Raw genomic sequence first — 20,780 nt, 5'->3', positions numbered from 1 at the left:
TGATCGAACCTGCCGTGCCACCGCGTGGGCGACACTGCCCTGCGCGATGCCTCCAGTATGCGCTCGACCACTGACACAGTCACTCGATGCGCGCGACCCGGCGCACCGAACCCGGCACCGCCGACCCGGCACACCGAACCCGGCACCCTCGACCCCTCACGCCCACGCGACGACGAGGCGCGCCGCCTGCACCGGGATCGTCGGGTCGACGCCGGTCACCTCGGCGAAGCGGCGCAGACGGTTGGCCACGGTGTTGCGGTGACAGTAGAGGACGTCTGCGGTCCGACCGATGCTTCCGGAGTCCAGGTAGGCGCGCACGGCCTCGACGAGACGTTCGCGTTCGGCGATGCCGCACCCGGCGAGCGCGTCGTCGACGTCGGCGACGACCGACTTGCCGGTGGCGTTGAGGGCCCGGCCGGCCAGCCGGGCCCAGCCTCTGCTCCAGGTCATCGCCCCGGTCTCGCCCGGCTCGAAGACCTGGGCGAGGTCACGCGCGGTCAGCGCCGACCGGCGCAGCGACCCGAGTCCCGCTGCCGCGACCACCCCGACGCGCGCCTCGGCGAGGCGGTCCTCGATCTCGTCCGCCCGCAGGCCGCTCCCACCCGTCCGCGACTCATCGCCGCCACCGGTCCGACCGCTCTCAGCCCGACCGCTCTCCACCCGGCTCTCGCCCCGCCCGGCCGCCCCGCCGGGTCGCACTCCCTGGGCCCGGGTGAACGCGATGAGCACATCGCCGAGGTGGTGGGTGAACATCGTCCCCCCGGCGCGTTCGTGCGCGGAGACGATGACGCGCAGGGCGGGGGTGTCCTCGGCACCGGCGGCAGCGACGATGAGCGCGTCGTCGACCTCGAGGCCCAGCGCCGAGGCGATCGTTGCGAGCCGTTCGGCGGTCGGGTCGGCGTCCTGGAAGAGTCCCGCGATGACGCCCTGGCGGACCGAGGACTCCTCGGCGCGCATCCGCGCCTGCTCCGCCGTGTACGCCTGCTGGACTTGGACGATGTAGTCATCGACGGTGCTGAGGACGTCCCCGGTGTGGCGGATGACGAGTTCGGCGTCACTCGGTGCGGCGACCCTGGTGAGAGCCTCCCAGAGCACGGTGAAGTCGAGTCGGATCGCGGTCATCAGCGCTTCGAGCGGGATCCCGGCCCGGGCGCGGGAGACGCCGACATCGGTCGAGACGGCCACGGCACCGGTGAATCCGCCGGCGCGCAGTCCGTCGATGAGCGTGGCGAACGAATTCCGCCCGGTCCGCCGCAGCTCGGACAGCGGCAGCGGAGCCGGATCGTAGCCCGGCACGGCGGCGACCCTGGCGACGAAGGATTCGGTGAGCTCGTCGAGGTCGAGGGCGTCGAGAAGTTCGCCCCACCGGGCCTCATCCCCGGGCAGCGGGCGATCGTGAAGGGTGTGCGTCGCACTCATCGCCCCAGTTTAGACACGCGAGACTGTGCAGATGCACAATCCGCGGCGGTGAAACGGCGGCATTTCCTCGTGGAAACTCAGCGTTCTCCCTCGGTAGTGTCGTGAGTCACAGGAACGTCATCGCGGCGCCACCCGCGATAGCCGCGACCCACCGGTCGCACCCGACCGGCGCACCCGACGGAGATCACGCATGAGCAGCAAGCCCACCACCTCGGCGATCGAATACGACGCGACCCAGGAACTCAGCGTCAAGGACGCCAACAAGGTCGCCGTCGGCGCGCTCATCGGCACGGCGCTCGAATGGTATGACTTCTTCCTCTTCAGCGCCGCCGCCGCGCTGATCTTCAACGTCCAGTACTTCACCTCCGAGAACGCCACGGCCGCCGCGCTCGCGTCGTTCGCCACCTTCGGTGTGGGCCTTGCCGCGCGTCCGATCGGCGGAATCATCTTCGGTCGGATGGGCGACAGGATCGGGCGGCGGCGGGTGCTGATGATCACGATCGTCGGCATCGGCATCGTCACCGGACTCATCGGCATGCTGCCGACCTACGCGGCGATCGGGTTCGCCGCCCCGGTCCTCCTCGTCCTCCTGCGCATCGCCCAGGGTCTCTTCGTCGGCGGTGAATGGTCGGGGGCGATGACGCTCGTCGTCGAGAACGCCCCGCTCCACCTGCGCGCCCGCTACGCCGCGATCCCGCAGATCGGTTCGCCGATCGGCACGATCCTCTCCTCCGGCGGGTTCTTCGTCATGACGCTGCTGCTCTCGCAGGAGAACTTCAACTCGTGGGGCTGGCGCATCCCGTTCCTCGTCGCGATCCCGCTCCTCCTCGTCGCCGTCTACATCCGCAGCCGCCTCGAGGAGTCCCCGGTCTTCCGCCAGCTCGAGGAGACCGGTGAGGTCGAGAAGAGCCCGATCAGCACGACGCTGAAGAACAGCTGGAAGCAGATCATCGTCGGCATGGCCGCCGCGCTCCTCGGCGTCGGCGGGTTCTACCTCGTCACCGCGTTCTGCGTGTACTACGGCGTCACCATCCTCGGCTACGACGATTCGCTTCTCCTGCTCGGCAGCATGGTCGCCGCGTTCGTCGAGATCTTCATCCTCATCTGGGGCGGAATGCTCGGGGCGAAGTTCGGCGCCAGCCGCGTCATCCTCTGGGGCGGCATCCTCTCCGCGGTCGTCGCGGTGCCCGCGTTCCTCATGTTCTCCTCCGGCCAGCCGGTGCTCATCGTCATCGCGATGACCGTCGCCGTCGGCGCGCTCTCGTTCCCTTACGCCGCCTCGGGCACCGTGCTCACCGGCCTCTTCCCCGCGACCACCCGCTACACGGGAGTGGGCATGGCGCAGAATGCGGCGGGCATGCTCTCGGGCTTCATCCCGCTGCTCGCCACCGGCTTCGTCGCCTCGGCCGGCGACCACTGGTGGCCGGCGGCGGCGATGCTCGTCTTCCTCTCCCTCTTCACCGCGTTCGCCGGAGCCATCGCGCCGCGGCTGAGCGTCGCCCTCCCCGGCTTCAAGCACTGACCACACCCCACGCGCACAGAAGGACCCCTCGATGAACGACACGACCACCTCGGCGCCGGAGAACCTGCCTGACCGGGCCGACCGCGACGCCGACTTCCTCGCCGACTGGGCCGTCCACTCCCGCTTCGGAGCCGTGCCAGGCACGAACGGTGTCGACCGGCAGGCGGCGAGCCCCGCCGACGGCGAGCAGCGCGCATGGTTCGCGCGGCTGCTTCAGGAACACGGGTTCGTCGTCGAGCGGGACGCGATCGGCAATCAGTTCGGGCTGCTCGAACTCGTGCCCGGCGCCCCCTACGTCCTCACCGGCTCCCACCTCGATTCGCAGCCGACAGCCGGGCGCTTCGACGGGGCGTACGGGGTGATGGCGAGCGCGCACGCCGCCTTCGCCGTCGCCGAGGAGCTGCGCGCCGACCCGAGCCGGGCGCGGTTCAACCTCGCCGTCGTCAACTGGTTCAACGAGGAGGGCTCCCGCTTCAAACCGTCGATGATGGGCAGCAACGTCTTCACCGGCAAGGCCGACCTCGAGGCGGCGCTGACGACGACCGACCCGCAGGGCATCACCGTCGCCGAGGCGCTCGATGCCCTCGGCGAACGCGGCGGCTTCACGGCCCCGCCGATCGCGTCCTATGCCGAGATCCACGTCCAACAGGGCCGCAGCATGGAGGAGGACGGCGTGACGATCGGGCTCGTGGGCGCGACGTGGGCCGCCCACAAGTTCGAATTCCGGGTCCACGGCGCGCAGGCGCACAGCGGCTCGACGCTCATGGCCGATCGCCGGGATGCCCTGCTCGGTGCGGCCCGGCTCGTCGTCGCCGCCCGCGACCTCGTCGACGAGTTCGAGCCCGGTGCGCTGCACACCGCGTGCGGCGAGCTCACCGTCTACCCGAACTCCCCGGTCGTCGTCGCGAGCGACGTCGAGCTGCTCATCGACCTGCGCTCCCCCAGCGCCGAGGTGATCGCCGCCGCCCATGCCTCGCTCATGTCCACTGTCGCGACGGTCGCCGAGGAGGTCGGCGTCGACATCGAGATCACCGCGGAGCACAGCTGGGATCAGAACCCGTACCCGGCCGAGGGCGTCGAGCTCGCCCGCGCGGTCGCCGATGACCTCGGGCTCACCTCGGCGCCGGTGATGACGGTGGCCGGCCACGACTCGACGAATATGAAAGACACCGTGCCCACCGTCATGCTCTTCGTCCCCAGCGTCGGCGGGGTCTCCCACAGCCTCGAGGAATTCACGAAGGACGAGGACCTTCTCTCCGGCCTCCATCACCTCACCGAGGTGGTCCGGCGGTTGGCGTCGGGGGCGCTCGCGGGGTAAGGGGCCGTGCATTCGTCTGCAAAAAGTCGATATGTCCTCGACTAGTTGAGCGCATGTCGACTTTCGGCAGACACGACGGCGCGTGTCGCCTCGCCGAGCGTTCATCTTCCCCTCAGCTTCCGGTTCACTCGACCGATTAGCCTGAGGCCATGACCGACCGCCCGCAGACCGGCCTTCCGCACACCCGCCTCGGCGCGCTCGACGTCCCTCGGATGGGGCTCGGCTGCATGGGCATGACGATGGTCTACGGCCGCGGCGATCCCGCCGGCGGGGTCGCGACGATCCGGCATGCCCTCGACCGGGGCGTCACCCTGCTCGACACCGCCGACATGTACGCGAACGGCGCGAACGAAGAGCTCGTGGCCCGCGCGATCGCCGGGCGTCGCGATGAGGCGATCATCGCGACGAAGTGCGGGATCACGACGCTGCCGGTCGTCGGCCTGCCTCGCGGGGTCAAGGGCGACCCGGCCTACATCCGCACCAGCGCCGAGGCGTCTCTGCGTCGTCTCGGCACCGACGTCATCGACCTCTACTATCTCCACCGCATCGATCCGACCGTCCCCATCGCGGAGTCGGTGGGGGCGATGGCCGAGCTCGTCGACCGCGGTCTCGTGCGCGAGATCGGGCTCTCGGAGGTCGGGGCGGCCGATCTGCGCACAGCGCATGCCACGCATCCGATCGCCGCGATCGAGATGGAGTGGTCGATCGTCTCCCGCGAACTCGAGGACGATGTCGTGCCGGTGGCGAGGGAGCTCGGCATCGGGATCGTCGCGTACTCGCCGATCAGCCGGGGCATGCTCTCCGGCGACGCGGCCGCGCTCAAACCGGGGCTGCTCGACTTCCGCCGCTTCCTGCCGCGGTGGTCGCGAAGGAACCGCGAGCACAACGCGCAGCTCGTCGACACGATCCGGGGAATCGCCGCCCGCAACCGCGCGACCCCGGCCCAGGTCGCACTCGCCTGGCTCCTGCGCCGCGGCGACGACGTCGTGCCGATCCCGGGAACGAGCAAGCCGCATCGACTCGATGAGAACCTCGGAGCGTTCGCGCTCGATCTCCCACCGGGGGACCTCACCATCCTCGACGGGCTCACCGCCGCCGGCGCGCGCTACCGAGACGGGGGCGCAGGAGTGTGAGCGGCCGCAGGGGCCTTCCCTACCGCACGACCTCACGATGCGAGCCGTCGAGGCGCCTCGTCCAGCCGCGGCCATCGAGGTGCTCGAGGAGCGGGATGACGACCCGCCGCGTCGTGCCGAGCGCCTGCCTAGCCTGACTCGTCGTGAACGGCTGAGCGAGACCGGCGAGCAGACGCATCGCCTGCGCCGGGGTGCGCGGTGAGACGACGACACCATCGCCGAGGCGGAGCACCCTCCCCGCCTTCTCTGCGACCGCGAGCTCCCGCGCTCCCAGGCGCAGCGCCCGCAGATCGTCCGCCTCCGGCGCATCGAACGGATCGGCCGCGAGGCGACGTTCGAGTGCGGCGACCCCGGCCTCGGCGGGACCGAGATCGGCTGTGTGACCCGGTGGGCGCACCATACCGTCAGCGGTCTCGAGACCGGCCCGCCCGATGGTCGTCGCCACGAGCGCTCCACCGCCGTCCGGCAGCGGCGGATCCGTGCGTCGCAGCGCCTCGATGACGACCTTGACCGGCACGCCCGCCGCCATCGGCTGCGCGGCCAGCTGTCTCGACACAGTCTCGCGTGCCGCCGTCACCCACGCCTCGAGTGTTGGAGTGTGGACGAGCCACCCGTCCAGGGCCTCGACACCGGCCGGCAGGGTCGCACCGGCGCCACCGCCCGCGTCGGCCGCACCGGCCACACCGCTCGCATCGATGGACGAGGCCGACCCCGCACCCACCACCCCGAACCGTGCGAGCACCGCGCGCTCGACGGCTCCCCGGCGGGCCACCTCGGCGAGGACATCCCCGGTCACCGGCCGGTCGGCGAGCTCAGCGGCCCGACGCACCCCGTCGCCGCGTCGTCCCAGCTCAGGCGGATCGACGTCGAGGACGACGACGCCGGCGAAGACGTTGCGGCTGCCGGGATTGCGCAGCACGACCCGGTCGCCGAGCTCGAGCGGCAGGGGCCGGTCGAGGGTGAGCCGGGCGTGGTCGGCGTCGAAGGGCCGCAGGCGCACGGGCACGGCCGCGGTGCCGATGTGGAGCATGAGCTCATGGACGCCGTCGTCGAGGGGCTCACCCATCGTGCGGCGGACGTCGACGACCGTGACGATCGGCCACGCATCGGGCGTGATGAGGGCGTCACCGCGGTGGATGTCGTCGGCGGAGACGTCTCGGAGGTTGACGGCGACGCGGGCGGCCGGGGTGACGACCTCGGCGGAGGACTCCCGGCTCTGCATCCCGCGGATCCCCGTGCGGGCCGACGTCGACGCCCCGACGAGCTCCATGCGCTGCCCCACCCGCAGGGTTCCCGCGGTCAGCGTGCCGGTGACGACGGTGCCCGCCCCGGTGATCGAGAACGCGCGGTCGAGCCACAGCCGCACGCGCGCAGCGGGGTCGGGGGCCGGGGCCGCTGCGGTCACCTCGTCGAGGCGGGCGACGAGGTCGTCCATCCCCTCCCCCGTCGTCGCCGAGACCGTGACGATCGGCGCCTCGGCGAGCGGTGTGCCCTGCAGCTGGGTCCTCACCTGGGCTTCCGTCGCAGCTATGGTGTCAGGCGCGAGGTCCGCGCGGGTGATGACGACGAGGCCGCGGTCGATCCCGAGCGCCGTGATCGCATCCCGGTGATCGCTCGACTGGGCCTGCCACCCCTTGTCCGCGGCGATGACGAAGCAGACGATCGGCGCGGGCCCGACCCCGGCGAGCATGTTGGACAGGAACCGCTCATGCCCGGGAACGTCGACGAACGCGACCTCCCGGCCCGAGGGCAGCGTCGTCCACGCGAACCCGAGATCGATCGTCAGCCCGCGCCTGCGCTCTTCTTCCCACCGGTCCGGTTCCATCCCGGTCAGCGCTTTGACCAGGGTCGACTTTCCGTGATCGACGTGCCCGGCGGTGGCGACGACGAACATCAGGAACCCTCGCCGAGGCGGTCCGACGCAGTCCTGATCGCCGCGGCGACTGCGTCGTCGGCGGCTTCCGGCACGCACCGCAGGTCGATGAGGCACACGCCCTGGTGGACCCGGGCGACGACGGCGGGATCGCCTGCGCGCAGGGGGGCGGCGAGTGCCTCGGGCATCTCGAGCGCCCATCCGGGCAGGGGCACCCCGGGGGCTCCCCCGCCGCCGACGCGACCGTCGAGGGCGACGACGGATCCGCCGACCGCCTCGGCGAGGGTCTCCGTGCGCTCCCGCAGCCGGTCGAGGTCGATGTGGAGGGCATCGTGGACGGGGTTGCCGCGCCCGGCGATCGTCGCCTCGAGCGCGGCGAGCGTGAGCTTGTCGGTGCGCATCGCGCGGGCCAGCGGGTGGGTGGCGATGCGCTCGATGGCCGCGGTGGACCCGAGGAGGATCCCGGCCTGCGGCCCGCCGAGGAGCTTGTCGCCGGAGACGATGACGACGTCGGCGCCGGCGCGCAGGGCCGTGTCGATGTCGGGTTCGTCGGGCAGTGCCGGATCGGGGGTGAGCAGCCCGCTGCCGAGGTCAGCGATGAGCGGGAGGTCGTGCTCGTCGGCGAGCGTGCGCAGCTGCGGCAGGGTCGCCTCGGCGGTGAATCCGGTGAGACGGAAGTTGCTCGTATGGACCTTGAGCAGGCTCGCCGTCGCCGGGGTGAGCGCGGCAGCGTAGTCGGCGAGGTGGGTGCGGTTCGTCGTGCCGACCTCGCGCAGCCGCATGCCGGTGGTGACCATGAGGTCGGGGAGGCGGAAGCCGGCACCGATCTCGACGAGCTCGCCGCGGCTGACGACGATCTCATCAGGCGTGACGGGTCGGGCGGCCGCGGCCGTGCCGCTCCGCCGTTCAGTCGAATGGCTTCCCGGTTCGGCCGAGTCGCTTCCCCGCAGGGCCGTGACGGCGAGGAGGAGGGCGGCGGCGCCGTTGTTGACGACGAGGGCGTCCTCGGCGGCCGGGCAGGCCCGCAGCAGGGCCTGCTTCGCGCCGACGCCGCGTTTGCTCCGCTTGCCGGACTCGAGGTCGAGTTCGACGTCGACATAGCCTGCGGCATCGGCGATCGCCTGTTGCGCTCCTGGTGAGAGCGGTGCGCGGCCGAGGTTCGTGTGGACGATGATGCCCGTGGCGTTGAGCACCGGGGTGAGCGAGGAGGCACCCTGGTCGGTCACGGCCGCGATGACGGTGGGGGTCACCTCGGCGACGGGAGCTCCCCGCTGCGCGCGCGGGACTGGGCATCGGCGATGACCGCGCGGATGACCGATTCGCCGAGGCGGTCGCGGGCGGCCTCGACCTCGGGAAGGGCGAGGAGACGGTCGGTGCGCGGAATGCTCCGGCGGGGGTCGGGCTCGACCATGGCTGCCTCCTCCTCGGTGCGTGCACGACCGTGCTCGGGCCGGTGCGGGCGTGTGGCGGAGGCGGACGGGAATCGAACCCGCCAGACCGAGATGCTCGGTCTCACCGGTTTTGAAGACCGGGGGGCCCACCAGGACGCCAGACGCCTCCGGATCGAACTCTACCCTGTGCTCCGGACACCGCTGACCGCGCCCTCGCACCCCTGCGGCGGTGACCTCGGAGGCACCCCGCACGGCGGTCGGACTACCACGTGCCTTGCCGTTGACGCACGGGACGACCCCGCATAGCGTGGTCACCACGGATGACGCCGCTGACGCGGCGGTGTCCCGGAACCGACAACCGCTGCTGAAGGCAGGTCCCATGCGCGCCGAACTGTTCGTCCCGCCCATCGCCTTTCATGCCGAGGGACCCGTGTGGTGGCCCGACGACGGGTCCCAGGCGGCGAATTCCCTGCGCTACGTCGATATGCTCGCCGGGCGGGTCCTCACCGCGCACGGCGCACCCGGCACCCGCAGCCAGACCGGCAGCGGCAGCCCGAGCGGTACCGCGGGCAGCAGCGCGTCCGCCGGCGCCCCGAACGGCGGGACGACGAGTGACGAGGTGACCGTCCTCGATGTGCCCGGACCCGTCGCCGCATGCCTGCGCCCCCGAATGTCCGGCGGCATCGCGGTGCTCACCGAGCACGGACTCAGCGTCTCCGACGACCCGACCGGCGGCGACTGGACGACGGTCGCCGAACTCGTCTCCGACCCCGAGGTCCGCCTCAACGAAGGCGGCTGCGACCCGACGGGACGGTTCCTCGCCGGCACGATGCGCTACGACCAAGGAGACGGCGGGGCGACCCTCTTCCAGATCAGCGGCGACGGCGCCGTGTCCACCGTCTTCGACGACGTGACGATCTCCAACGGCATCGCCTGGGCCTCATCCGGTGACCGCGCCTACTACAACGACACCCCCACCCGCAGCACGTGGGTCCTCGACTGGGATGAGGAGTCGGGGCTGACGAACCCCCGCCGCCTCTTCACCCTCGACTCCGACGACCCGGCGGGCGGTCCCGACGGACTCTGCCTCGACGCCGAGGACAATGTGTGGACGGCGATCTACGGCGGTTCCCGCGTCGAATGCCGCGACGCGACCGGCACACTCCTCGAGGTCATCGAGCTGCCCGTCACCAACGTCACGGCGTGCACCTTCGGCGGTCCCGACCTGCGCACCCTCTTCATCACGACGAGCCAGGAGGGGCTGACCCCGGGCGCCCAGCCCGAGGCCGGAGCCGTCTTCGCCGCGACCCCCGGGGCCACGGGAGTGCCGGTGGCACCCTTCGACGGCTGAGCCCACCGCCCCCGGCGCGAGCCCACGGACGGGAACAGCACCCCACCACCTCGGCGCCCCCATCCCACCGAACTGACCAGCACGGACACCCACCTGAGAGGACCATGATGAGAGCACTGAGCGTCGAACCGGGCACGGCCGATTCCCTCGCCGTCACCGAGGCGGCTCTTCCGGAGCCTGCGGCCGACGAACTCCTCGTCACCGGCCTGGCGATCGGGGTCTGCGGCACCGACCGGGAGCTCAACGGCGGGCAGTACGGGTGGGCGCCGCCCGGTCAGGAGCGGCTCATCATCGGCCATGAGTCCCTCGGCCGGGTCGAGGCCGTGCCCGACGGCTCCGACTTCGCCGTCGGCGACCTCATCGCCGGGGTCGTCCGCCGTCCCGATCCGGTGCCGTGCCCGGCGTGCGCGCACGGCGAGTTCGACATGTGCCGCAACGGCGAGTACACCGAACGCGGCATCAAGGAGCTCAACGGCTTCGGGTCCGAGCAGTGGGTCGTCAAAGAGGACTTCGCGATCCGCCTCGACCCCGCGCTCGGACAGACCGGTGTCCTCATGGAGCCGACCTCGGTCGTCGCGAAGGCCTGGGACGAGGTCTACGAGGTCGGCGGGCGCGCGTTCTTCGATCCGCAGACCGCGGTCATCATCGGCGGGGGCACGATCGGTCTCCTGACCGCCCTCCTCGGGCGTCAGCGCGGGCTCGAGGTCCATGTCGTCAACTCCTCGCAGAAGCCGAACAAGGAGAAGCTCGTGCGGGAGCTCGGCGGGCACTTCCACGTCGGCGACTTGCCGCAGATCCTCGCCGAGGTGCAGCCCGACATCGTCCTCGACACCACGGGCGACTCCCGGACGCTCGCCGACATCCTCGATGCCGTCACCCCCTACCAGGTCATCTGCCTGCTCGGGATGCACGATCCGCAGGGCGCGACCGAGCTCGACCTCGCGACGATCGGCAAGCAGATCGTCCTCGACAATGTCGCGATCGTCGGGTCCGTCAACGCCAACGTCGAGCACTGGCGGCAGGCCGCCGAGGCGCTGGCGGCGGCCGATCCGCAGTGGCTGTCCGCGCTCATCACCCGGACCGTGCCGCTGACCCGCGCCCTCGACGCCTTCGACCACGAACCCGGGGACATCAAGGTCGTCATCGACCTGCAGAGCTGAACCGAACGCGCCCCACCCCACCGGCGCACCGCCTTACCACCGGCGCACCAGCAGCCATCCCCTCACCCGCACCTTGGGAGATCAGCCCATGAACACCTCGGCGTCGTCGGATGCGACGAAGAACTGGTCGCTGCGCTGTCGAGTCATCCGGGCGCTCTACGCGCTCATCGGCGTCGTCCTCATCGGTCTCGGGGCCGCGATCCTGCAGACCGGCGGGGTCGGCGTCGACCCCTACACCGCCCTCAACATCGGGATCAGCGAGAGGATCGGGTGGAGCCTCGGGGCGTACCAGCTGCTGAGCAACGCGATCCTCTTCATCCCCGTCCTCATCTTCGCGCGCAGGTACATCGGCGTCGGCACGCTCATCAACATGACGCTCACCGGGTTCTTCATCCAGGTGTTCGCGAGCCTGCTCGACCCGCTCGCCGTCGCCCCCGACGATCACGCGATGGCCGCCCTGTTCTTCGCGATCGGGATCATCGTCTTCGCGTTCGGGGCCAGCGGGTACATCTCCGCAGGGGTCGGCACCGCACCCTACGATGCGATAGCGCCGATCATCGTCGACCGCACCGGCTGGAAGTACCAGCGCGTGCGCGTCCCCCAGGACCTCATCGTCCTCGTCGGTGCCCTTCTCGTCTCCGGGCCCGTGGGCGTGGGGACGATCATGACGGCGTTCTTCGTCGGCCCGCTCATCGCGTTCTTCTCCGCCCACGTCAACGAACCCCTCGTCGACCGGCTGACGCGGGGGCTCGGGCGCACCGACTCCCACCCCGAGGCCGGGGCTCCGGGAGACCCGACGAAACTGCTGTGACCTCGCCGAGGCGGGGCCTGGTCCCCGCCGGGTCCGGCAGTCACGGACGGGTGAGTCCCCGTTGCGAGGCCGGGGTGGCCCTCACTCGATGCCGAGGCAGCCCCTATTCGATGCCGAGGCGGGCGAAGGCGTTGCGGAAGATCGTGAGATCGCCGAGGCCCGGCAGCTTCTGCACGCGCTTGTCGAGCTTGTCGACCTCTTCGCTCTGGCCGCGGAAGAGATAGGACATCACGTGCTTGACCTCGGCGTCGTCCATCATGCCCGAGCCCACCGGCTTCCACAGCTTCCCCAGCGCAAGCTGCACGATCCGCTGCGCCCGCGGGTTGTCCTCGAGGCGCTCCCGGGCCTGGGTCGAGTAGAAGGCGACGTGCCGCGTCTCCTGCTTGGCGATGCGCTCGAGCAGCGGTGAGAGCACGGGGTGGTCCTGCATCGCCGCCATCCGCCGGTAGCCGGCTGTCGCCGACAGCTCATTGGCCGCGCCCCACGCCATGTGGACGGCGATGAAGTCGGAGCCGACCATGTTCGCCAGCAGCGACTGCTTCGCCGGGCCGAGCGCGAGCTTCCAGCCGAGTCCTGCGCGCTTGGCCTTGATCTCGTCGTAGTCGACGTGGATGCCGTGCTTCTCGAGCACGGCGGCGAGCGCCTCACCGTGCCAGAACTCCTCCCGGTTCCACATCGTCATGAACGCCGCCGGTGCGTCCTCCCGATGGGAGGGAGTGACGAGCAGCTCCCGGACGAAGCACGTCGTGTGGTACTCGACATCGCACATGTAGCGCACCGACCGCAGCGTGTCGCGGTCCAGCGGCATCTCGTCGAACACATCGAGATCGAGGTCGGACCACTTGACCGCCTCGGACGTCTCGGCGTAGTTGTCGAAGTCAAACGCCATGCTCACTCCTCACTCGAGATATCGGCGCCGAGGCGCTCGGACCGTCCGCTCGCCGCGCGGTGCGCAGGGCCGCCCGCACCTGGGTCACCGACGGCTGCGGGTCCCCGGGCAGCAGCCGGCCGATGACGGCATCGGAATCGCTGAGCTCCTGCCGGGCTAAGCTGCCGGTGAACAGACTCGACAGGGCGACCGCCTCGTCGGGGTCGGGCACGCCGACGATCCGCAGCGGCGCCCACGGCCTGGCGACGTGGAGACGCGCGGTGAGCGCTTCGGCACGGGACCGGGTGATGCGGGCGATCGCCTCGGTGCGGAAGAACCGCACGATCTCATCCCGCCGGTCGACCACCTCGGCGAGGACCCGGGCGGCCTCCCCCGTCAGGCGCGGCAGCAGTGCCCGCTCCGCGGCCTGCAGCGCACCCTCCTGGATGGCCAGCCGGGCCATGTGACCGGCGGTGATGGGCTCCTTGACGGCTCCGCCGAGGACGGGCGCGACGATCGGCAGGGCACGTTCGACCCAGATGCCGCGCAGCGTCGACGACAGGGAGCGCGGGGTGCGCGGCGAACGGCGAGCGTCTGCGGCGTCGAGGATCTCGCGCAGCGCCCGGGCCAGCCAGTACCGCTCGTAGCCCCACGCGGTGACGAAGGCGGTGATCCGCGCCTCGTTGGCCGTCCACGAGGCGAGCATCGCCCGCGTCTCGGCCAGCGCGGAGTTCTCCAGGCGCCAGAGGAACCCGAGGTCACGGGCCGCCTCGGCGGGCAGGTCGAGATGCGCGGCATCGACCGCGATCCGACCACGAGCCGCCGCGAGGTAGCCCGGGAGTCGAAGTCGGTGACGAGGACCGTCGGATGCGCGGCGTCGGAGAACAGCCGACCGTTGACGTGGCCCGGCGGATGGTCGCTGGTCACCATTCGAGCACCTTCCATCGCTTCTTCAGGGCCAGTCCGTAGAGGCCCAGGTCAGGGGTGACGGCGATCGGTTCGCCGACGAGTTCGAGCCACGCCGCATCGGCGAGCGAGTCCCCGTAGCCGGTCGACTTCCCGAGGTCGGCGCCGATCCCGCTCGCGTACTTGCGCAGCCAGTTCGCGCGGGCCTCGTCGACGAGCGGCGGCGTCGCGAGGTAGCCGGAGAGGACCCCGGCGTCGGTGACGTCCATGCGGGTGGCGACGACCTCGTCGAAGAGATCGGCCAGCGGTTCGACGAGGACCTCGAGGGCCCCGGTGACGAGCACGGTGCGGTGCCCGGCCGCGCGATGCTCATCGATGAGGGTGCGCGCCTGCGGACGGATCGAGCTGCGGATGCGCTCCCCGAGACCGCCGGCGATGACCTCGCGCAGCTGCTCGATGCGGAACCCCTTGTAGCGGCGGTTGACCATGCGGATGAGCTCCGAGCGGTCGCGGGACTCCGCCCGCAGCAGGCCCGGAACGATCCCCGCGATGCCGGCGAGCGCGGCCGGCCAGCGGTGGGGCGGCTGGGTCGCGCGGACCACGGCCGCGTACTGCCGGACGATGTTCGTCGAGATCACCGTGCCGTCGAGGTCGAAGACGGCGAGGGCGTCCGAGGCCGGGGCGATCGGGGCCGGACTCGCCTGCCGGGCGGTGGTGCGCCCGCGCTTGCGGGCATAGCTGCGGGTGAGCTCCGTGACCGCGGGCAGGTGGATGTCCTTGAAGTACCGGTCCCAGTCGATCTCGGTGACGTCGAAGCTCCTGGCGTGACCGGGCGGCAGCGCCGCCTGCAGGGCACGGGTCGCGGCGTCGTCGAAGACCATCTCCGTCTTCGTGTACTGGCGGTAGAGGTCGGCGAACTGGCGCAGCGAGCGCAGCCCGGAGTCGATGCGGCTCAGTCGCGCCGCCCACTGCCGGGTCCGGCGGGATGACGGGAGGCGGTCGACGATGCTGCGACCCGCCCGGGAGCTCAGTTCCTTCAGGCGGATCCGCTGCTCGATGAGCTCGGAGTTCGGGAAGCTCCACTCCGGCACCGGGGTGGGCTCGCCGTCGGGATCGGGCAGCGGACGGTCGAGGAAGTACTCGCGCACCGTGCGCACCATCTGGTGGAACGGGAGCGGATTGCTCGTCCCGGACACGACGTGGAAGTACTCCGGTTCCCGTGCGAGTCCGTCACCGTGAGCGGCATCCGCGTCACCGGGGTCACCATCCCGGTCGACGAGAGCGAGGATGACGTTGACGACGAAGTCGACGGGGATGATGTCGAGCACGGAGTCCGCGTGACCGGGGAACTCGGAGAGACTGCCGTTCGCGTAGGCCATGATGAGCGGGTCGGCGACCTTGAAGCCGTCGATCCACCCGGGATGCGGGTGCCGCAGCGCCGATTCGATGATCGAGGGTCGGACGAAGGAGACGCGATGGCCGGTGTCGGCCCACTCCTCCTCGGCGACCCGTTCGGCCATCGCCTTCGTGAACGTGTAGACGTCGGTCCACCCCAGCGACTCGGCGCGGGTGCGGCCGAAGTCGACGAGGCGGCTGGCGACGTGGGCCTCGCGCGCGGCCTCCGCGGCGGCGGCGACGGCCTTCGGTCCCATCCGCGAGCTCTGTGCGCGGGCCTGCCGGAGGAATCCGCGCAGGCTCTCCGGGGTCCGCGATTCGGCATCGACGCGCTCGCGCGCGAGCTCGGCGGCCGCGGACTCGGCGCGGTGGTCGACGGCGTGGCTGAGTCGGCGCTCCTGGGCCACGCCCTTCGAGATCCCGCCGACGTACGCGGTGGAGACGTGGATGACGTGCGGGTCCTGACCGGAGTCGAGCAGCGCCCGGTAGAGGTTCTCGACCCCGCCGACGTTCGTCCGGAACGCCTCGTCGATGGGCGCGTCGAAGGACACGCTCGAGGCGGAGTGGATGACGATGTCGATCGGCTCCGGCAGCGACGGCAGGTCGGTGAGGTCACCCTCGAGGACCTCGACTCTCGTCCGCACCGCCTCGGCGACGACATCGTCCCCGACCCTGGCGCTCCACTCGGCGAAGACGGGCTTGGTCAGCAGCCTCTCCACCCGGTCCCGGCCCGTCTGCGTCCCGCGGGGACGGACGAGGACGGTGACGGTGTCCTCCGGTCGGCTCTCGAGGAGAGCCTGGAGGACCGCCTGACCGAGGAATCCGGTCGCACCGGTGAGGAGAATGCGGCTCGGTGTCATGTGCTGCCTATCGGGGTGTGAGGAAACGGTATCGGAGTCTGATTCGGAGTCGCGGCCGAATCGGATGGGACCACGGGCGAAGTCATCGCGCAGTCACCAGCGAGTATGACCCGCGTCACTGTATCGTGACAAGTATGCATGTTGCTCTCATCACCGGAGGCACCGCCGGCATCGGCGCCGCGTTCGCGCGCGCATTCGCCGCTCGCGGGGTCGACCTCGTGCTCGTCGCCCGGAATCGCGACCGGCTCGAGGAGTTCGCCGCGGATCTGCGCGCCGGCACCGGGGTCGCCGTCGAGACCATCGTCGCCGACCTCTCCGACCGGGAGGCGCAGGCCGAGGTCGCCGCGCGCATCGAGGCCCCGGGGTCGCGGCCGCCGATCGACATCCTCGTCAGCAATGCCGGGTTCTCCGTCCGCTCGAGCCTGCTCGACCCCGACCTGCGGCAGCATGATCGGGGGCTTCGAGGTCATGCAGCGGGCGGTGCTCGTCCTCGGCGGTGCGGCCGCCCGGGCGATGGCGCTGCGCGGGCGCGGCTGGATCATCAACGTGTGCTCGGTGAGCGCCGGGCTCACCCAGAACAACTACACCGCGATCAAGGCGTGGACGCAGAACTACTCCGAGTCGCTGTCGGTGCAGACGGCCGGGACGGGAGTGACCGTCACCGCTCTCGTGCCCGGATGGGTGCGCACCGAATTCCATGCGCGCGCCGGCATCGCCGGCACCTCGATCCCCGATCTCCTCTGGCTCGATGCCGACGACCTCGTCGAGGAGTGTCTGCGCGATGTCGCCCGCGGCCGCACCGTGAGCGTCCCCCAGCTGCGGTGGAAGGTCATCGTCGCAGCGCTGCGCGCGGCTCCTCGTCCCGTCATCCACCGGCTCTCCGCCCTGCTCACCTCGCGGCGGAATGAGGAGGAATGAGGGCATGAGCCGGCGGGATCCGTCGGGTCAGGAGCCGCAGTCGGGTCCGGGACCGCAGTCGCCGGGGCCGCCGTCGGGGGACCGGAGGAATTCTCCCGCCGAGGCGGCATCCAGAACCGCGGTCGGCTCCGAACAGCGGGTGATGACCTCCGAAACGTCACCACCTCGCACGCCGGTGTCGACGGCGAAGCACCGCTCCCGACTCCGTGCGCTGCTGCGCGCTCTCCTCCAGCGCGTCCTCTTCCGCGCCCTCGTCGTCTCGACGATCTCTCCGACGGTGCGGATCGAGCCGCGGGTCCGGGGGCTGACCGAGGGCTTCCTCGTCATCGCGAACCACACCTCGCATCTCGACGCTCCGCTCATCGCCCAGAGCCTGCCCCACCGGCAGGCGCGCTTCCTCTCCACCGGCGTCGCCTACGACTACTTCTTCACCGCCTGGCACAAGCGGCTCTTCGTCCGCAGCCTCTTCAACGCCTTCCCGGTCTACCGGGAGGGCTCGCGCGGCAGCTCCGAGGTGCCGCGGGCGCTGCTGCGCGCCGGCGTCCCCGTCCTCCTCTTCCCCGAGGGCGGTCGGCAGCAGGGCCGCGTCATCGCCGATTTCAAGGTCGGTGCCGTCAAGCTCGCCGTCGATGCCGGTGTCCCGATCGTTCCGGCCGCCGTCGTCGGCGGGTTCGAGGCGATGCCCAAGGGAGCGAACTGGCCGGTGCCGGGCAGGCCGCCGGTGCGCATCGTCTTCGGCGAGCCCGTCATCCCCCGGCCCGGGGAATCCCTGCCGGCGCTCACCGCCCGCGTCCAGAGCCTCGTCGAGGAGCTCTTCGACTCCGGAGCCGACGCGATCGGGGTGCCCCGCCTCGCGCACCGGCATGAGAAGCTCGCCCCCGGTGAGGAGCCGCGCACTCCCACCCATGCCCCGGAGCCGGACAAGCAGACCACGCAGCACCATTGGACGACCGCCCCGAGCCCCCGCCGTCATCGGCCACAGGCTCGGGGCGCCTCGGCGAAAGCACGGATGAGAGGATGAGGAATTGAGCACACCGGTCAGAGCGGAGGACGTCAGGCGGCATCGCTGGTGGGGCTGGGGCGCCGACGGCGTCGAGTTCCGCTGGGAGACGAAGCCGGCGTTCGCGGCGATCGCGAAGGAGAAGGTCGGGCTCGACCTGTGGAACGCCCCGCGCCCGCGCACTCCGGACCTCGCCGACGTCGACGCGCCCGCGTCCCGGATGCCCGCTGACCTCCTCGCCTCCCTCGCCAAGGCGGTCGGAGCCGACAACGTCAGCACCGATGACGGGCTGCGCATCGTCCACTCGTTCGGTCGCTCCCTGCCCGACCTCTACCGGGTGCGGAACGGGATCATGCCGCGGCTCACCGATGTCGTCGTCCACCCCGGCAGCGAGGACGAGGTCACAGCCGTCCTCGACATCGTCCTCGCTCACGACCTCGTCCTCATCCCCTACGGCGGCGGGTCGTGCATCTCCGGATCGGTCACCCCGGATCCGGCGGAGACCCGCCCCATCGTCTCGCTCAACCTCGGACGGATGCGCCGGGTCCTCGACGTCGACGAGTACTCGGGGCTGGCCCGGGTCGAGGCCGGCGCCTACGGTCCCGACCTCGAAGAGCAGCTCAACCTCCGCGGTTGGACGATGGGGCACTTCCCCGACTCGTTCAGCTATTCGACCCTCGGCGGCTGGGCGGCGACCCGGTCGTCGGGGATGCAGTCGGACAGGTACGGCGACATCGAGGACATCGTGCGGGGGATGCGCGTCGTCCATCCCCGCGGAGTCGTCGTGAGCAAGCCGATCCCCGGTCGGGACTCCGGCCCGTCGGTCCACGAGATGATCCTCGGCAGTGAGGGCCGCCTCGGCGTCATCACCGAATGCACGGTCCAGATCCACCGCCGGCCCGAGGTCAGGGAGGTCGTCGCGTACCTCTACCCGGATTGGGCGTCAGGCGTCGAGGCGATGCACGACATCGCGCGCTCCGAGGTCAGCCCCACTTTCACCCGGCTCTCCGACGGGCCCGAGACGCGCTTCAGCCTCGCCATGGTCTCGCAGCCGACCTCGGTGAAGTCCAAGGTCAGCGCCCGTGGTCAGGATGCCCTGTTCGCGTATCTGCGCGCCCGCGGCTGGGACACGACGGAGGGGATGTGCCTGTCCTACGTCTGCTTCGAGGGGTCGAAGGAGCACGTCGCGCGTGAGCGGGCCGAGGTCAAGCGGATCGTCTCGGGTCGCGGCGGGATCAGCCTCGGCACCGGACCGGGAGCGATCTACGACCAGAAGAAGTTCGACACCCCCTACCTGCGCGATTTCCTCCTCAACTACAGGGTCTTCGGCGATGTCTGCGAGACCGGGGTGAGCTGGGCGAACCTCAAGACGATGCACGCCCGCGTCCACGAGCGCTTCGAACAGGTGCGCCGGGCGCAGGGCGGGCCGGGCTTCATGTTCTGCCACATGTCCCACAGCTACCACGGCGGGGCGTGCCTCTACTTCACGTTCGCCGTCCCCTACACCCGCGAGGACACCGCGCTGACGGAGTACCAGTTCGTCAAGGACGCCGTGCAGCAGGAGTTCATCGACTCCGGCGGCGGGCTCTCCCACCATCACGGGGTCGGCACCGAGCACCGGCCGTGGATCGTCGACGACATCACCCCCGCCGGGGCGTTCATCGTCGACTCCCTCTTCCGCGCGACCGATCCCGGTCGGAATCTCAACCCCGGCAAGATCGTCGCCGAGGCGGACGTCGAGTCCCCGGCCGGTGTTTCGTCCCCGGTGGATGACGGCGCGGTTCCCGCTGTCCAGCGTGACCGGAGCACCGATCCGACGCCGTGAGGCCAGTGCTAGGCTCGCGCACATGGACACCTCGGAGACGCTCGAGACCGCACAGTACCGCCTCACCGGGTTCGCCCACGGCGGCGGCTGTGCGTGCAAGATCCCGCCCGGTGAGCTCGAGGACGCGGTCCGCGGACTGACCGGGCAGACGCACCCCGAGGTCATCGTCGGTCTCGATGACGGCGACGACGCCTCGGCGGTGCGCATCCGCGAGGATCTCGCGGTCCTCTCCACCGCGGACTTCTTCACCCCCGTCGTCGACGACGCCTACGACTGGGGGCGGATCGCGGCGGCCAACGCGCTCTCCGACATCTACGCGATGGGCGGGACCCCGGTCACGGCGATCAACCTCGTCGGGTGGCCGCGGGAGACGCTGCCCATGGAGCTGCTCACCGAGGTGCTGCGCGGCGGTCTCGACGTCGCCGGGCAGGCGAACTGCCCCGTCGCCGGCGGTCATTCGATCGACGATCCCGAACCGAAGTACGGGATGGCCGTGACCGGCATCGCCCATCCCGATGCGATCATGCGCAACGACGCCGCCGAGGCGGGACTGCCGATCACTCTGACCAAGCCGATCGGGGTGGGGGTTCTCAACAATCGTCACAAGCAGACCGGGGAGGTCTTCGACGAGGCGATCGCGACGATGACGCAGCTCAATGCGGACGCCTCGCGGGCGGCCGTGGCCGCCGGCATCCGTGCGGCCACCGACGTCACCGGCTTCGGACTGCTCGGCCACCTGTTCAAGATGGGCCGGGCCTCCGGGGTCGGTGCGGTCATCGACGCGGCTGCGGTGCCCCGCCTCGGCGGGGTCGACGAGTCGATCGCCGCAGGATTCGTCTCCGGCGGCACCCGGCGCAACCTCGACTGGGTGCGGCCGCACCTGACCACTGATGACACCGTCACCGAGGCGGACCTCCTCCTGCTCGCGGATGCGCAGACCTCCGGCGGCCTCCTCGTCGTCGGGGAGCTGCCGGGTCACCCGGTGATCGGGGAGACCGTCGCCGGGTCCGGCATCCGCATCCGCTGAACC

The 20,780-nt window shown here is 70.9% G+C and carries 14 protein-coding genes, 1 tRNA gene and 2 pseudogenes; 10 read left to right on the top strand and 7 right to left on the bottom strand.

Annotated features, from left to right (window positions below; genetic code table 11):
* Window positions 1-156: 156 nt before the first annotated feature.
* Window positions 157-1,419 carry an RsbRD N-terminal domain-containing protein gene (locus AC2W7K_RS00685; protein ID WP_198500027.1) on the bottom strand — a complete coding sequence of 421 codons (1,263 nt, stop codon included), beginning with the start codon at window positions 1,417-1,419 and terminating at the stop codon, window positions 157-159.
* Between the two features lie 190 nt (window positions 1,420-1,609).
* Between AC2W7K_RS00685 and AC2W7K_RS00680 the strand changes: the two genes are divergently transcribed.
* From AC2W7K_RS00680 to AC2W7K_RS00670, 3 genes are all read left to right on the top strand, one after another.
* Window positions 1,610-2,941, top strand: coding sequence for an MFS transporter (locus tag AC2W7K_RS00680; protein ID WP_211978555.1), 1,332 nt, complete (start codon window positions 1,610-1,612; stop codon window positions 2,939-2,941).
* A 31-nt stretch (window positions 2,942-2,972) separates the two neighbouring features.
* On the top strand, window positions 2,973-4,259 hold the full coding sequence (locus AC2W7K_RS00675; RefSeq protein WP_198500029.1) for a M20 family metallo-hydrolase: 1,287 nt from the start codon (window positions 2,973-2,975) through the stop codon (window positions 4,257-4,259).
* 149 nt (window positions 4,260-4,408) lie between these two features.
* Window positions 4,409-5,392: an aldo/keto reductase gene (locus tag AC2W7K_RS00670; protein WP_198500030.1), complete on the top strand. Its 984-nt coding sequence runs from the start codon at window positions 4,409-4,411 to the stop codon at window positions 5,390-5,392.
* 19 nt (window positions 5,393-5,411) lie between these two features.
* On the opposite strand, the gene selB is transcribed toward AC2W7K_RS00670, so the two are convergent.
* The 3 genes and pseudogenes from selB to AC2W7K_RS00655 all read right to left on the bottom strand — a co-directional run bounded on the left by selB (window position 5,412) and on the right by AC2W7K_RS00655 (window position 8,825).
* The gene (gene selB, locus AC2W7K_RS00665; RefSeq protein WP_211978554.1) at window positions 5,412-7,286 is read right to left on the bottom strand and encodes a selenocysteine-specific translation elongation factor; all 1,875 of its coding nucleotides are present in this window, start codon (window positions 7,284-7,286) and stop codon (window positions 5,412-5,414) included.
* Window positions 7,286-8,676, bottom strand: a pseudogene (selA, locus tag AC2W7K_RS00660) (L-seryl-tRNA(Sec) selenium transferase). The gene selB and the pseudogene selA overlap by 1 nt, the downstream one beginning before the upstream one ends.
* A 53-nt stretch (window positions 8,677-8,729) precedes the next feature.
* Window positions 8,730-8,825: transfer RNA gene (locus AC2W7K_RS00655), tRNA-Sec, on the bottom strand.
* A gap of 210 nt (window positions 8,826-9,035) precedes the next feature.
* On the opposite strand from AC2W7K_RS00655, the gene AC2W7K_RS00650 reads away from it, so the two are divergent.
* The 3 genes from AC2W7K_RS00650 to AC2W7K_RS00640 all read left to right on the top strand — a co-directional run bounded on the left by AC2W7K_RS00650 (window position 9,036) and on the right by AC2W7K_RS00640 (window position 11,978).
* The gene (locus tag AC2W7K_RS00650; protein WP_211978552.1) at window positions 9,036-10,007 is read left to right on the top strand and encodes an SMP-30/gluconolactonase/LRE family protein; all 972 of its coding nucleotides are present in this window, start codon (window positions 9,036-9,038) and stop codon (window positions 10,005-10,007) included.
* A gap of 107 nt (window positions 10,008-10,114) precedes the next feature.
* On the top strand, window positions 10,115-11,167 hold the full coding sequence (locus tag AC2W7K_RS00645; RefSeq protein WP_211978551.1) for a glucose 1-dehydrogenase: 1,053 nt from the start codon (window positions 10,115-10,117) through the stop codon (window positions 11,165-11,167).
* An 88-nt stretch (window positions 11,168-11,255) separates the two neighbouring features.
* Window positions 11,256-11,978, top strand: coding sequence for a YczE/YyaS/YitT family protein (locus tag AC2W7K_RS00640; RefSeq protein ID WP_211978550.1), 723 nt, complete (start codon window positions 11,256-11,258; stop codon window positions 11,976-11,978).
* Window positions 11,979-12,081: 103 nt separating this feature from the next.
* Here AC2W7K_RS00640 and AC2W7K_RS00635 read toward each other — a convergent pair whose 3' ends face one another.
* The 3 genes from AC2W7K_RS00635 to AC2W7K_RS00625 form a co-directional block, all read right to left on the bottom strand.
* Window positions 12,082-12,867, bottom strand: a complete 786-nt coding sequence (locus AC2W7K_RS00635; RefSeq protein ID WP_137825888.1) for a ferritin-like domain-containing protein — start codon at window positions 12,865-12,867, stop codon at window positions 12,082-12,084.
* Window positions 12,857-13,552, bottom strand: coding sequence for a hypothetical protein (locus tag AC2W7K_RS00630; protein ID WP_486005657.1), 696 nt, complete (start codon window positions 13,550-13,552; stop codon window positions 12,857-12,859). Before AC2W7K_RS00630 ends, AC2W7K_RS00635 begins: the two co-directional genes overlap by 11 nt.
* A gap of 217 nt (window positions 13,553-13,769) precedes the next feature.
* Window positions 13,770-16,007 carry an HAD-IB family hydrolase gene (locus AC2W7K_RS00625; RefSeq protein WP_211978548.1) on the bottom strand — a complete coding sequence of 746 codons (2,238 nt, stop codon included), beginning with the start codon at window positions 16,005-16,007 and terminating at the stop codon, window positions 13,770-13,772.
* Between the two features lie 134 nt (window positions 16,008-16,141).
* On the opposite strand from AC2W7K_RS00625, the pseudogene AC2W7K_RS00620 reads away from it, so the two are divergent.
* The 4 genes and pseudogenes from AC2W7K_RS00620 (at window position 16,142) to selD (ending at window position 20,777) form a co-directional block, all read left to right on the top strand.
* Window positions 16,142-16,925 (top strand): annotated as a pseudogene (locus AC2W7K_RS00620) (SDR family NAD(P)-dependent oxidoreductase).
* 142 nt (window positions 16,926-17,067) lie between these two features.
* Window positions 17,068-17,946 carry a lysophospholipid acyltransferase family protein gene (locus tag AC2W7K_RS00615; RefSeq protein ID WP_486005656.1) on the top strand — a complete coding sequence of 293 codons (879 nt, stop codon included), beginning with the start codon at window positions 17,068-17,070 and terminating at the stop codon, window positions 17,944-17,946.
* 4 nt (window positions 17,947-17,950) lie between these two features.
* Window positions 17,951-19,750, top strand: coding sequence for an FAD-binding oxidoreductase (locus AC2W7K_RS00610; RefSeq protein ID WP_211978545.1), 1,800 nt, complete (start codon window positions 17,951-17,953; stop codon window positions 19,748-19,750).
* 22 nt (window positions 19,751-19,772) lie between these two features.
* A complete protein-coding gene (gene selD, locus AC2W7K_RS00605; protein WP_211978544.1) occupies window positions 19,773-20,777 on the top strand; it encodes a selenide, water dikinase SelD in 1,005 nt (334 codons plus the stop codon).
* The last annotated feature ends 3 nt before the right edge of the window (window positions 20,778-20,780 follow it).

This window comes from Brevibacterium sp. LAARM2_SD2, assembly GCF_057364785.1.
Note: the sequence above shows the minus strand (reverse complement) of the source record. Positions and strands in the feature narration are given on the sequence as shown.